Raw genomic sequence first — 13,061 nt, 5'->3', positions numbered from 1 at the left:
CACAGCGGCCAACGTGTTCTCCTGCCGCGAAATCTCCCAGGTCTGGGATCCGGTCCGACCATCGGCCCCACGCCTGAGCTGCCAGATCAGGGATCCAACTCCCAAAGCAGGCGGTGGTAGCGGATACGGTGCGGGTCGTTGCTGATGCCGTAGGCGTCCAGAAGCGGCTGTTCCCAGCCCGGGCCATAGTTCCACCGGGTGCTCCAGGCAGCGATCGCCAGATCGGCCCACCGGTCAGCGATGCCGAGCAAGCCCAGGTCGACGTGGCCGCTAACGCACCCGTCGTCGGTGAGCAGGGTGTTGAGGGAGCAGGTGTCCCCGTGGCAGACCACCAGCTTGCCGATCGGGGGCGGATCGGTGAGCAGGTCCAGGACCTCCTCGAGGGAGCCGATCGCCTGGTGCTCGGGGTCCCACCGTGCCGGATCGATCAGGCCGGCGGGCGCGCGGCGGCGGGCATCGGCGAGCCGGTCTATGGCCGACCAGGAGAATGGGCAACCGGCGACCGGGAGGCCGTCGTGGAAGGCGGGCAGTCCCGAGCCGATCGCCTGCACAGCCGCGGCAGGGTGGCGCCTCCACCGGTCCGCGATCGTGTTGCGGCCCGGCAACCCTGCGGTGACCAGCCAGCTGCCCTCCTCGTCGGCGCCCTGCCGCAGGATCTGTGGCACGGACACGAACTGCACTGCCCAGGCCGTCCGCGCGGCCTCCGCGGTCAGGTCGATGCCGCTGCCAACAGGCGCCCATTTGGCGAACCGGCGGCCACGTCCTTGGCCGAGCTGGAAGGTGATGCCGCCGATCTCGTTGACCCAGACCACGCGGATCGCACGACCGTGCGCGGCGGCGCGGACGGCTGGGGGAACCCGTACCTCGGCAGCAGAGGACTCACCGGTCATGGATCCCAGGGTGCCCGCACAGGGAGGAGCCGGACGGTACTGACCCGGATCAGCGGCAGAGTCCGAGTTGTCTGGGGGTATTCAGGCGGCTTGGTCGAGCTCGCGGATCAGGTTCTCGACGCGCTTGCGGATCTCGTCGCGGATGGGACGGACGGCGTCGAGGCCCTGCCCGGCGGGGTCGTCGAGCGTCCAGTCCAGGTAGCGCTTGCCGGGGAAGACCGGGCAGGTGTCGCCGCAGCCCATCGTGATCACCACATCGGAGGCCTGGACGGCGTCCACGGTCAGCACCTTGGGCGTCTCCTCGGAGATGTCGATGCCCTCCTCGGCCATCGCGGCGACCACGGCGGGATTGACCGTGTCGGCCGGCTCGGAGCCGGCCGAGCGGACCTCGACCGTGTGGCCTGCCAGGTGGGTCAGGTAGGCGGCGGCCATCTGGGAGCGGCCGGCGTTGTGCACGCAGACGAACAGCACGCTGGGCTTGTCGGGCACGTGGTTCCTTTCAACCGGATGATCTAGCCGATGGACTGGGGTGCGGTGCCGGGAAGCTCGGACAGCAGCTCGCGGACGCGTTCGCCGACGTGATCGCGGATCGCCCGGACTCGTTCGATGGGGGCGCCCTCCGGGTCGGCGATGTTCCAGTCCAGGTAACGGGTGGCCGGGTAGATCGGGCAGGCGTCACCGCAGCCCATGGTAACCACCACGTCGGCAGCGGCCACGACCTCGTCGGTCAGCGGCTTGGGGAACGCGCCGCCCAGATCGATCCCGATCTCGGCCATGGCCTCGATGATGACGGGGTCCACGTGGTGTGCGGGTGCGGTGCCCGCAGTCCGGACATGGACCCGGCCGGCGGCGTGGTGAACGGTGAGGGCGGCGGCCATCTGGGAGCGGCCCGCGTTGCGAGCGCACACGTACAGGACCTCGGGGACCTCACGCATGATCAACCCTTGCGACTGCGCGAGGGCGGTCAGCCGCTCGCGGGCGAAGCGTTCGGTCAGCAGCGGCAGGTGGCGTCGTAGCCGCGACTTCTGGGCCAGCAACCGGTGGCACTCGCCAACGAAGCGCTCGACGGTCTCGGGGCTCAGCGTCCCGTCGAAGCGCAGCGCAAGCTCGCGGCAGATACGCTCCAGCAGCGGCTCGGTACGGCCGTAGAACTCTTCGTGGAACATCTCGATCACCACCCGGCGCCGCTCATCGCCTCACTTGTCCAGCGGAAGCGTCGCGGCTAATGTATCAGCTCATGGTGATGTCATCCGGCAGTGATGTGATCCGGCTGCTGTCCGACCCGCTCCGCGCCCGCATCGTGGACCTGCTGTCCCGCGAGGCACTGTGCACCTGCCACCTGGTCGCCGAGACCGGCGCCAGGCAGACCAACGTCTCCAACCACCTGCGCGCGTTGCGCGAGGCGGGGCTCGTCGACACCGAACCGCACGGCCGCTTCACCTACTACCGGCTGCGCCCGGAACCGATCGAGGCAGTGGCCGCCCACTACGCCGAACTGGCCGCCGCGGCGCGCGCCACCCGTACCCAGGACATCAGAAGGGCCTGCACATGACCCAGGGCAGCACGTCCATCACCGGCGAGGCCGCCCAAGCGGATCCGGTGGCCGCGCCGGTGCTGGCCCGGATGTCGAGGCTGGACCGCTTCCTGCCGGTGTGGATCGCGGTCGCGATGGCGCTCGGGCTGGGCCTGGGCCGCTGGGTCCCCGACGTCCAGGACTGGCTGGAGGCGGTCAAGGTGGGCGGGACCTCGCTTCCGATCGCGGCCGGGCTGCTGCTGATGATGTACCCGGTGCTGGCCAAGGTCCGGTACGAGGAGATCGGCCACCTGGCCCGCGACCGCCGCATGCTGTGGCTGTCGCTGCTGCTGAACTGGGTGCTCGGCCCCGCGCTGATGTTCGTCCTGGCCTGGACGTTCCTGCCGGATGAGCCCGCCTTCCGCACCGGGCTGATCGTGGTCGGCCTGGCCCGGTGCATCGCCATGGTGCTGATCTGGAACGACCTGGCGGGCGGCGACCGCCAGGCCGCCGCGCTGCTGGTCGCGGTCAACTCGCTGTTCCAGATCGCCGGCTACGCCCTGCTCGGCACCTTCTACCTGAAGATCCTGCCGGGCTGGCTCGGGCTCGACACCCAGGATGTGCACTTCTCGACCCGGGGCATCACCAGCGCCGTCCTGATCTTCCTGGGCATCCCGCTGCTGGCCGGGTACCTCACCCGCCGGATCGGCATCGCCCGCACCGGGCGCGAACGCTACGAGGAGCGGTTCCTGCCCAAGATCGGCCCGATCGCGCTGTACGGGCTGCTGTTCACCGTCGTGGTGATGTTCGCCTTGCAGGGGGAGACGATCACTGCCGAGCCGCTCAGCGTGGCCCGGATCGCGTTGCCGCTGCTGGTCTACTTCGCGCTCATGTGGACGATCGCGTTCTGGGCTTCGCGCCGGGCCGGTCTCGACTACGACCGCACCGCCACCGTCGCCTTCACCGCGGCGGGCAACAACTTCGAACTGGCCATCGCGGTCGCCGTGGCGATGTGGGGCGTCACCTCCGGGCAGGCGCTGGCCGGGGTCGTCGGCCCGCTCATCGAGGTCCCCGTCCTGGTGGCGCTGGTGTACGTGGCGCTGTGGCTACGCCGCCGCATGGCAGTCTCCGTCCCTGAATCAGTCGGCGCGTCGTGACCTCGCCCCGCGCACCCGGGCTAACCGACGTCGTAGTGATCGGCGGTGGGCAGGCCGGGCTGGCCGCAGGGTTCTACCTGCGCCGTACCGGGCTGGACTTCGTGATCCTGGACGCCCAGGACGACCCCGGTGGTGCGTGGCTGCACGGCTGGGAGTCGTTGCGCCTGTTCTCTCCGGCCCAGCACAGTTCGCTGCCCGGCTGGCCGATGCCCGCCACCGGCACGGAGTATCCCTCGGCCATCCACGTGGTCGACTACCTCACCGCTTATGAGAAGCGCTACGAGCTCCCGGTGCATCGTCCCGTCCAGGTCGAGGGCGTTCATCGCGGCGGCGCGCGGTTGCGTGTCGACACCGGTCAAGGTTCGTGGCTGGCCAAGCGTGTGATCAGTGCGACTGGAACCTGGTGGCAGCCCTATCTACCGCACTACCCGGGCCGCGCCGCCTTCCAGGGACGCCAGCTGCACACCGTCGAGTACCGCACCCCGGACGAGCTCCGGGGACGGCGCGTCGTCATCGTCGGCGGGGGCAACTCCGCCGCCCAGATCCTGGCGGACCTGTCCGGCCTCCTGGGCACCCACGTCACCTGGGTGACGCGGCGTCCGCCGCGGCTGCTGCCTGACCATGTCGATGGCCGGGCCTTGTTCGACATTGCCACGCGCCGCCGGGCCGCGTTGCTGAACGGCGACGGCAGCGGTGACGGGGGAGTGGCGGGCCTGGGTGACATCGTCGCGGTGCGGCCCGTGCGGGCAGCGAGGGATCGAGGTGTGCTCAAGGCCCGGCCTTTGTTCGGCCACCTCACCAAGACGGGGGTCGGCTGGCCGGACGGAGCACACCTGGATTGCGACGTCATCATCTGGTGCACCGGGTTCCGTCCAGCTCTCCGCCATCTGGCACCGTTGCGCCTGGGTGACCGGCAGGGTCACATCCCGGTGGCGGCGACGCGGGCGATTGGAGAGCCGCGCCTCCACTTGGTCGGCTACGGCGACTGGACCGGACCAGCCTCGGCCACGCTCATCGGCGCGGGGATGAACGCCCGCGACGCTGTCGACGTCATCGCTCGCGACCTGGGCGCTCGCCCTGTTCACCGTGTACGCGCGGCAGGTTGACCCGGAGTTCGCGTCAGCGCGCTGCGGCTGGCGCGTGAAGAGACCGCGAGCTGGTCGAGGGCGCTTTCTTGTGTCTTCAGGGGGAGGGCAGGCGAGATGAAGCTGGCCATCATCGGGGGCAGTGATGCCGGGATCAGCGCTGGGCTGCGGGCGGTAGAGGTCGGCACCGATGCCGAGGCGACGCTGTTCGTGGCGGACGCCTACCCCAACTTCTCGATCTGCGGGATTCCCTATCACGTCTCCGGTCAGGTCCCCGACTGGCGGTCGCTGGCGCACCGCACTCGAGACGATCTGGAGCGGGCGGGCCTGCGGCTGCGGCTGGAGGAGACCGTGACCGCCATCGACCCTTCCGCGCGCACGGTCACCAGCCGGAGTGCGGGCGGCGACCCGGCCGTCACTCCCTACGACCGGCTGGTGATCGGGACCGGGGCGGTGCCGGTACGGCCGCCCATCGACGGCCTCGATGACCTGGGCACCAGTGATGGCGTGCATGTCCTGCACACCATGGGCGACACGTTCGCGCTCACTGAGCGGCTGGAGCAGCGGTTGGAGCGTGGGCCTGCCCGGTCCGCGGTAATCGTCGGTGCCGGCTATATCGGGATGGAGATGGCCGAGGCCCTGGTCGAGCGAGGGTTGCGCGTGACGGTGATCGAGCAGCTCGACCAGGTCCTGCCCAACACCCTGGACGCCGAGCTCGCCGTGCCGGTAGGGGCGGTGCTGACCGGGCAGGGTGTCGAGCTGGTGACCGGTGTCGCGGTCAAGGGCGTCGAACGCTACCGGGACGGCTTGCGGCTGGTCACCTCCAATGGTCGGACCCATGCGACCGACCTGTTGCTGGTGGTCACCGGGGTACGGCCCGACACCGCGCTGGCGGCCGACGCGGGGATCACGCTCGGGGTGCGTGGCGCGATCGCAGTGGATGTGAATATGCGCACCAACCTTCCCGGGGTGTACGCCGCAGGGGATTGCGTGCACACCCATCACCGGCTGCTGGCCGAGCCGACGTACATGCCGCTGGGGTCGACGGCGCACAAGCAGGGACGGGTGGCCGGTGAGAACGCGGCCGGAGGCGAGCGGGCCTTCGCCGGAGTGCTCGGCACGCAGGCGGTCAAGGTGTTCGACCGGGTCGTCGCGGCAACGGGACTGCGTGATGGACAAGCCCGCCAGGCGGGCTACGAGCCGTTCACCGTGGAGACCGTCGCCGATGACCACAAGGCCTACTACCCGGGTGCCAGCCCGATCCGGATCCGGCTGACCGGGGACCTGGACTCCGGACGGCTGCTGGGTGCTCAACTGGTGGGCATGGTGGGCGCGGAGATCGCCAAGCGCATCGATGTGCTGGCCACCGGCATCCATGCCGGAATCACGGTCGAGGACATCAACGACCTGGACCTGTCGTACACGCCGCCGCTGGGCAGCCCCTGGGACGCGCTCCAGCACTCCGCCCAAGCCTGGACGAGAGCGGCAGCCGACCGCCGCTGATGGAGTGCCGGGCGTCCGGGCACCGCGCTGGATCGGCGAGGCCCGGACGCCGGGCACCTTCTACGGAGGGAACGGCCGGGACCTACAGGGGGCCGCGGCGCCACGGGCCGCGGATGGCGTAGGTACGTCCCGGCGGGGTGAGGCCGCTGGTGGAGCCGAGTGTGTTGGCGAACAGGGTGGAGCCGTCGGGACTGAAGCAGGCACCGGCGAACTCGCTGTCGTCGGTGATGTTGACGGCGAACTCGAACGGCTCGCCGCCGGGGTCGAGACCGATAAGCCGGTTGACGTTCTCAAAACCCGGGGCCAGCGGATGCGGGTCGGCGTCGGCGTCGGAGGCGTCGTCCTCACATAAGATGATCCCGCCACGCGGGGTGAAGGTGAGGTTGTCGGGGGAGTCGAGCATCTTGCGTCCCGGCGACTCGTACACCAGCACCAGCACGCCCCTGCCCTTGCTGTTGGGGATGTAGCGCCAGACCTGCCCGTAGCCCTCGCGGAACCCGTCGGCGTTGGGTGCGTCGCCGTTCTTGGCGTCGCCGCCGCTGGTGGAGTTGAAGTAGATGCTGCCCTCGCCGTACCAGCAGCCTTCCAGGCGGTTGAACTTGGCGCCCCCGTCGGCCAGTCCCTGCTGGGTGCAGGTGGCGGCGCCGTTTTCCAGATCGGGATCGGGATCGTCGATGCGGACCCATTCCACCGGCAGCCGGGCCTTGACCCGCTGCCCTTCCCGGGTGTCGTATCCGGGCCGGTCCACGATTTTGAGCATCTCCAGGATGCCGCCGGCCGACAGGTCGTGGCGGTTACGCGGACGGAACCGGTAGAAGCCGTTGGGCTTGCCGGAGTCGTCCTCGGTCTCATAGACGTAGCCGGTGCGCGGGTCGACGGCGACCGCTTCGTGGGAGAAGCGGCCCATCGCCTTGAGTGGCGGGGCGTTGACCGGGCGTCCCGGACGCGGGCCGCGCAGCGGGACCTCATAGACGTAGCCGTGCTTTCGCTGCCAGCCCTGCTTCGGCCCGGCTGTGGTCTCCTCGCAGGTCAGCCAGCCGCGCCCGTGCAGCATCATGCCGCCGGCGCAGTTGACGATGGTGCCGTTGAGGCTGATGAAATGCTCCAGCACCCGCCCGGTCTCCGGGTCGACCTCCAGGGTCGTGGTGCCGGCCACGCCCAGCTCGTCGTAGCGGGCCGAGCCGGGGACCAGAACGCGGCCGGTGGCGCTGCCGGGGCCGGTGCGCACCTCATGGTTGCGGATCAGCCGGACGGTACCTTTGTGCGTCCCGTGGAAGGCCGCCATCCCGTCATGGGCGATGGGAGTGGCCACTCCATCGCTCATGGGGGCGCCGGTCGCGCCGAACACCGTGTAGGTGAAGCCCTCGGGAAGCGCCAGCAGTTCTTCCCCGGTGTTGCTGGAGCGCACGCGGCGCAACGGCCCGTACCCCGAGCGCCCATGATGGTGAGGCCGCCCGGCCTCAGCCCAGGCTGCGTGCGAGCTGAGGGTCTGCAGCGCCAGACCCGCGGCCACGGTTCCGCCTGCGGTGGCCAGGAATCCCCTGCGATCGAGCTGCGTCATCGCATATCTACCTCTCGGGTGTCGGGGCGAGACGATCGCCGATCCTGGCGGATATAGATGTACGTCGATATGTTGGATGAGTGTCGGCCTGATTGCCGACCCTTAACTGCAAGGTGAACGCGGACGCCGGGCGGCCGTGACGCGTGACCGGCGCATCGCCTGCCGGCATCGAGGTCTCCAGGGCCGATGCGGCGAGAAAGCCCAGGTGATCACCGACTCCGTCCACCTCGGGGAAGGCACCCTGACTTCACGCCCACGCGCGGTGCAGGGGTCACGGCAAGGTGAGGCCCTTGAGGTCGCGTTGGCGGCCGGAAGGGCGGGCCAAGCACCTGACCTGCGCCTGGACAAGGCTCGCAAAGATCGTTGTAGTGCACTGATAGACAGAGATCGATATTTTTTGGGGCGATCTCCCTCCGTTCATCGGCCGTTCATATGGACGGATTTCTATGTGTTGGACATGGTCGCCGCCGGGCAGCGGCGACTTCCCGCGGCGGCGGGTGCGGCTGCGGGCCGACACGAGAAACAAGGGACAACGACGGTGAGCTTCCCAATGCGTAGGGCGACGCTGGCCACGACGGCTGCGATGACCCTGGTCGCGGCCCTGGCAGCGTGCGGCGGCGGTTCCGACGAGGGTGGAGGCGGAGGCAACGGCGAAGAGCTGCGCGGCACGATCAAGATCGACGGATCGAGCACGGTGGCGCCGCTGAGCACGGTGGCCTCCGAGCTGTTCAAGGAGGAGCAGGCGCGGGTGCAGATCCCGGTCGGCACGTCGGGCACCGGCGGCGGGTTCGAGAAGTTCTGCGCCGGCGAGACCGACATCCAGGACGCCTCCCGCGCCATCGAGGACGACGAGAAGAAGGCATGCCAGCAGAAGGGCATCCAGTACTCGGAGTTCCAGGTCGCCAACGACGCGCTCACCGTGGTGGTGCACAAGGACAACACCTGGGCGCAGTGCCTGACGGTGGAGCAGCTCAAGAAGATCTGGGAGCCGAACTCCAAGGTCAACAACTGGAGCCAGGTCGACCCCAAGTTCCCCAACGAGCCGCTGAAGCTGTTCGGTGCCGGTACCGACTCCGGGACGTTCGACTACTTCACCGACGCTATCAACGGCGAGGAGGGCGCCAGCCGCAAGGACTACTCCCCCAGCGAGGACGACAACGTCACGGTGCAGGGGGTGTCGGGATCCAAGGGCGGGCTGGGCTACTTCGGCTTCTCCTACTTCGAGGAGAACGCCTCCAAGCTGAAGGCCGTCCAGATCAACAGCGGTGACGGCTGCGTCGCCCCGAGCGTGCAGACCGCGCAGAACGGCACCTACAAGCCACTGTCACGCCCGCTGTTCATCTATCCGTCCGCCGCGTCGCTGAAGCGGCCCGAGGTGCTGGCGTTCGTGGAGTTCTATGTCACCAAGAACGCCGACATCGCCAAGCGGGCTAAGTTCGTGCCGCTGAACCCGACGCAGGACGGCAAGCTCAAGCAGGCGCTGGCGACGCTGAAGCAGCAGGCCGGTCAGTGAAATCCGCAACCTCGGCGCCGTCGGCCGCGGGGATCCCTGGCGGGTCCCTGCGGCGGCGGCGTCCCCGCTACGGGGAAGCGGTCATCCGGGTGCTGCTGCTGATCTCGGCGCTGGTGTCGGTGGCCACCACGATCGGCATCGTGATCTCGCTGGTCCCTCCCACGCTGCGGTTCTTCGGACGGGTCGGGGTCTGGGAGTTCCTCACCGGCACCGAGTGGAGCGCGCTGTTCAACCCGCCCTCCTACGGAGTGCTGCCGCTCATAGGTGCCACACTCCTGACCACTGTGATCGCCGTTGCGGTGGCGGTGCCGCTCGGGCTGGCCGCGGCGATCTACCTGTCGGAGTACGCCAGGCCCAGGGTCCGCTCGATCTTCAAGCCGGTGCTGGAGGTGCTGGCCGGGATCCCCACCGTGGTGTACGGGTTCTTCGCCCTGTCCTTCCTCACCCCACTCCTCCAGGACAACTGGCCGTTCGGGGACGGTCCCGAGGTCTTCAACGCGCTGTCGGCCGGGCTCGTGATGGGCGTGATGATCATCCCGACGGTGGCGTCGCTGTCGGAGGACGCCATGGCCGCCGTCCCCCACTCGCTGCGCCAGGGCGCGTACGCGCTGGGCTCCACCAAGCGGATCGTGGCGGTACGGGTGGTGCTGCCCGCCGCGCTGTCGGGCATCGTCGCCGCCGTCGTGCTGGCCATCTCCCGCGCGGTCGGCGAGACGATGATCGTCGCGATCGCGTCCGGGAACCGGCCCGACCTGACCTGGAACCCGCTGCACGGGATGCAGACCATGACCGGCTACATCGCCCAGGCCGGCGAGGGCGACCTGCCGGTCTCCTCGTTCGACTACACCACGATCTTCGCCGTCGGCGCGCTGCTGTTCCTGCTGACCTTCGCGATGAACGCCCTCAGCATCCGCCTGGTCCGCAAATACCGGGAGGTCTACGAGTGACGACCACCCTGCAAAAGAGCCCGGCCACTCCCGCTCTCCAGGGCCGCTCCCGGCCGCTCGAGCCGATCTTCCGGATCATCCTGCTCGTCAGCCTCGTCATCGCGGTGGCGTTCCTGGCCACCCTCCTCACCTATGTCCTGATCGAGGGCTGGGGACGACTCGACTCGCGGCTGTGGACCAACTTCCCCTCCCGCCTGTATCCCGAGCGCGCCGGCGCGCAGTCGGCGATCGTCGGCACCATCTACGTCATCGCCCTGACCGGCGTGTTCTGCGTGCCGATCGGCGTGGCCACGGCGATCTACCTGGAGGAGTACGCCAACCGGGAACGCTGGTGGAACCGGATGATCGAGCTGAACATCCAGAACCTGGCGGCGGTCCCCTCCATCGTGTACGGCATCCTCGGCCTGGGCATCCTGGCCCGCGGCCTCGGCCTGGGCCGCACCCTGCTGACCGCGGCACTGACCCTGTCCCTGCTGGTGCTGCCCGTGGTGATCATCGCGGCACGGGAGGCGATCAGGGCCGTGCCGGGCTCGATCCGGCAGGGCTCGCTGGCGCTGGGCGCCACCCAGTGGCAGACCATCAGCCGCCAGGTGCTGCCCGCGGCCGTGCCCGGCATCGCCACCGGGACGATCCTCGCCCTGTCCAGGGCGATCGGCGAGGCCGCGCCGCTGCTGCTGCTCGGCGCCGTCACCCACATCACCTTCAACCCCGAGTCGATCACCGACTCCTACACCGTGCTGCCCATCCAGATCTTCAACTGGATCAAACAGCCCGAGGCCGAGTTCCACACCCTGGCCTCCGCGGCCATCGTGATCCTGCTGGTCATCCTGCTGCTGATGAACTCGGTGGCGATCTGGGTGCGCAATCGGTACCAGAAACGCTGGTGAACAAGAAGATGACCGATAACCGAGCCGGAGCGTGGCCGTGACCGACAAGCAGCCCAACGAGCCCTTCGAGGACTACGAGGACTACATGGGCGACCTGGACGACGACCGTCCCGTGCAGAAGGTCCACTACGACCCCCTGCGTGAGGCTCCCGATCTGGTCGACCCGGTGTTCGAGGTGTCCGACCTCAGCGTCTACTACGGCGACTACCAGGCCGTCCGCGACGTCACGATGTCCATCGGGCACCGGCAGATCACCGCCATGATCGGCCCGTCCGGCTGCGGCAAGAGCACCGTGCTGCGCTGCTTCAACCGGATGAACGACCTCATCCCCGACACCCGGGTGGCGGGAAAGATCGCCTACCACGGCGAGGACCTCTACGGCGACGACGTCGACCCGATCGAGGTGCGGCGCCGGATCGGGATGGTGTTCCAGAAGCCCAACCCGTTCCCCAAGTCCATCTACGACAACATCGCCTACGGCCCCCGCGTCAACGGCGTCCGCCGCGGCCTGGACGACATCGTCGAAGAGGCCCTCGTCCAGTCCGCGCTGTGGGACGAGGTCAAGGACAAGCTCAAGGAGAACGCCTTGGCCCTGTCCGGAGGGCAGCAGCAGCGGCTGTGCATCGCCCGCACCATCGCGGTCAAGCCCGAGGTGATCCTGATGGACGAGCCGTGCTCGGCGCTGGACCCGATCGCCACCGCCAAGATCGAAGACCTGATGAAAACCCTGGCCCGCGCGTACACGATCATCATCGTCACGCACAACATGCAGCAGGCCGCCCGGGTCTCCGACCGCACCGCCTTCCTCACCGCCGAGGTCGACCCCAAGGGCGTCCGGCACGGGCGCCTGATCGAGTACGACAAGACCACACAGATCTTCACCACCCCCTCCGACAAGCGCACCGAGGCCTACATCACCGGGCGCTTCGGGTAAGGAAGGACTCCCTCCGACGTGAACGAACGGGCCACCCGGGTGGCCAGCCTTCCCACGTTGCCCGAGCGCGCCCACGTCCCGCTACTCCTGGTCGCCGACCCCGACGAGAAGCTGGGCCGGGAACTCGTGCTCGCCCTGTCCGGACGCGGCGTCGAGGTAACCGTCAGTACCGACGGCGCCGAGGCACTGCTGCGCACCGGCGCGCTACACCCCGACATCGTGCTCATCGCGGCCGGCATCCCGTCCGTCGACCCGGTGACCTTCGTACGCGCCGTCCGCCAGAGCCTGCCGACTCCGGTCATCCTCGGCGTCGGCGCCGATGACGCCGCCGAGGCGATGAAGGCCCTGGCGGCCGGAGCCACCGTCTGCGTCGCACGCCCCTACCGGCTCCCCGAACTGCTCCCCCTGATCCAGGGCATCCAGGCCGGAGCCGTCATCTCACCCGACTCCGGTTCAACGGGGCCCATCCTGACCTGCGGCCCCATCGAGCTGGATCCCTCCGCCCACATCGTCCGCGTCCACGGCAGGCCAGTCCACCTCCCGCTGCGCGAGTTCGAGCTGCTGCACTACATGATGATCAACGCCGACCGGGTCATCAGCCGCCAGCAGATCCAGAACCACGTCTGGAAGAGCGAGAAGGTCATCACCAACACCATCTCGGTGCACATCCGCAGGCTCCGCGAGAAGCTCGGCGACGACCAGGAGAACCCCAAGATCATCCTCACCGTCCGCGGCGTCGGCTACCGCCTCGCGGCCAAGACCGACTGACCTCTGACCTCGTGAGCGTCGCCCTCTGAGGTTGGCCCGGTGACCGACATCAACCGCCCAGATCACCGGCCTGCACACCGGTCATCGACACCTAACTCAAAGCGGTCGCCGACTCAACCCGCCTCCAACCGCTCAGCATGCTGCACGCCAGCCCCGGCGGCGAGGCCTGCGTTTGCGACCTCACCGCGCCGCTCGGCCTGACCCAGCCCACGGTGAGCCACCAGCTGAAGGTCCTCACCGACGCTGGCCTGATCGCCCGGGACGAGCGCGGCAGCTCGGCCTGGTACACCATCATCCCCGCAC

Annotated in this window: 13 protein-coding genes and 1 pseudogene; 10 read left to right on the top strand and 4 right to left on the bottom strand. The window is 69.0% G+C overall.

Annotated elements, in window-relative coordinates; genetic code table 11:
• Nucleotides 1-86 precede the first annotated feature (86 nt).
• The 3 genes from ACGWYJ_RS22875 to ACGWYJ_RS22865 form a co-directional block, all read right to left on the bottom strand.
• A complete protein-coding gene (locus tag ACGWYJ_RS22875; protein ID WP_395108292.1) occupies nt 87-890 on the bottom strand; it encodes an aminoglycoside 3'-phosphotransferase in 804 nt (267 codons plus the stop codon).
• Between the two features lie 81 nt (nt 891-971).
• Nucleotides 972-1,379 (bottom strand): arsenate reductase ArsC, encoded by a 408-nt coding sequence (locus tag ACGWYJ_RS22870; protein ID WP_395108291.1) that lies wholly within the window; start codon nt 1,377-1,379, stop codon nt 972-974.
• 23 nt (nt 1,380-1,402) lie between these two features.
• Nucleotides 1,403-2,068, bottom strand: a complete 666-nt coding sequence (locus tag ACGWYJ_RS22865) for a three-helix bundle dimerization domain-containing protein (RefSeq protein ID WP_395108290.1) — start codon at nt 2,066-2,068, stop codon at nt 1,403-1,405.
• 59 nt (nt 2,069-2,127) lie between these two features.
• On the opposite strand from ACGWYJ_RS22865, the gene ACGWYJ_RS22860 reads away from it, so the two are divergent.
• From ACGWYJ_RS22860 to ACGWYJ_RS22845, 4 genes are all read left to right on the top strand, one after another.
• Nucleotides 2,128-2,442, top strand: a complete 315-nt coding sequence (locus ACGWYJ_RS22860; RefSeq protein ID WP_395108289.1) for an ArsR/SmtB family transcription factor — start codon at nt 2,128-2,130, stop codon at nt 2,440-2,442.
• On the top strand, nt 2,439-3,560 hold the full coding sequence (arsB, locus tag ACGWYJ_RS22855; RefSeq protein WP_395108288.1) for an ACR3 family arsenite efflux transporter: 1,122 nt from the start codon (nt 2,439-2,441) through the stop codon (nt 3,558-3,560). The genes ACGWYJ_RS22860 and arsB overlap by 4 nt, the downstream gene beginning before the upstream one ends.
• A gap of 35 nt (nt 3,561-3,595) precedes the next feature.
• Nucleotides 3,596-4,666: an ArsO family NAD(P)H-dependent flavin-containing monooxygenase gene (locus tag ACGWYJ_RS22850; RefSeq protein WP_395108287.1), complete on the top strand. Its 1,071-nt coding sequence runs from the start codon at nt 3,596-3,598 to the stop codon at nt 4,664-4,666.
• Between the two features lie 96 nt (nt 4,667-4,762).
• Nucleotides 4,763-6,148: an FAD-dependent oxidoreductase gene (locus tag ACGWYJ_RS22845; protein ID WP_395108286.1), complete on the top strand. Its 1,386-nt coding sequence runs from the start codon at nt 4,763-4,765 to the stop codon at nt 6,146-6,148.
• A gap of 82 nt (nt 6,149-6,230) precedes the next feature.
• Here the strand turns inward: ACGWYJ_RS22845 and ACGWYJ_RS22840 are convergent, their stop codons facing one another.
• On the bottom strand, nt 6,231-7,709 hold the full coding sequence (locus tag ACGWYJ_RS22840) for an alkaline phosphatase PhoX (RefSeq protein WP_395108285.1): 1,479 nt from the start codon (nt 7,707-7,709) through the stop codon (nt 6,231-6,233).
• A 457-nt stretch (nt 7,710-8,166) separates the two neighbouring features.
• On the opposite strand from ACGWYJ_RS22840, the gene ACGWYJ_RS22835 reads away from it, so the two are divergent.
• From ACGWYJ_RS22835 to ACGWYJ_RS22810, 6 genes and pseudogenes are all read left to right on the top strand, one after another.
• Nucleotides 8,167-9,222: a PstS family phosphate ABC transporter substrate-binding protein gene (locus ACGWYJ_RS22835; RefSeq protein ID WP_395108360.1), complete on the top strand. Its 1,056-nt coding sequence runs from the start codon at nt 8,167-8,169 to the stop codon at nt 9,220-9,222.
• Nucleotides 9,219-10,169, top strand: a complete 951-nt coding sequence (gene pstC / locus ACGWYJ_RS22830; RefSeq protein WP_395108284.1) for a phosphate ABC transporter permease subunit PstC — start codon at nt 9,219-9,221, stop codon at nt 10,167-10,169. The genes ACGWYJ_RS22835 and pstC overlap by 4 nt, the downstream gene beginning before the upstream one ends.
• On the top strand, nt 10,166-11,056 hold the full coding sequence (gene pstA, locus ACGWYJ_RS22825; protein WP_395108283.1) for a phosphate ABC transporter permease PstA: 891 nt from the start codon (nt 10,166-10,168) through the stop codon (nt 11,054-11,056). The genes pstC and pstA overlap by 4 nt, the downstream gene beginning before the upstream one ends.
• An 85-nt stretch (nt 11,057-11,141) precedes the next feature.
• Nucleotides 11,142-11,990, top strand: a complete 849-nt coding sequence (pstB, locus tag ACGWYJ_RS22820; RefSeq protein WP_395108358.1) for a phosphate ABC transporter ATP-binding protein PstB — start codon at nt 11,142-11,144, stop codon at nt 11,988-11,990.
• An 18-nt stretch (nt 11,991-12,008) separates the two neighbouring features.
• On the top strand, nt 12,009-12,758 hold the full coding sequence (locus ACGWYJ_RS22815; RefSeq protein WP_395108282.1) for a response regulator transcription factor: 750 nt from the start codon (nt 12,009-12,011) through the stop codon (nt 12,756-12,758).
• A gap of 107 nt (nt 12,759-12,865) precedes the next feature.
• A pseudogene (locus ACGWYJ_RS22810) lies at nt 12,866-13,061 on the top strand (ArsR/SmtB family transcription factor); the annotation flags it as partial.

The sequence above is a fragment of the Actinomadura sp. SCN-SB genome (assembly GCF_043906805.1).
GTDB lineage: Bacteria > Actinomycetota > Actinomycetes > Streptosporangiales > Streptosporangiaceae > Spirillospora.
This window is presented reverse-complemented; position numbering and strand designations above follow the sequence as displayed.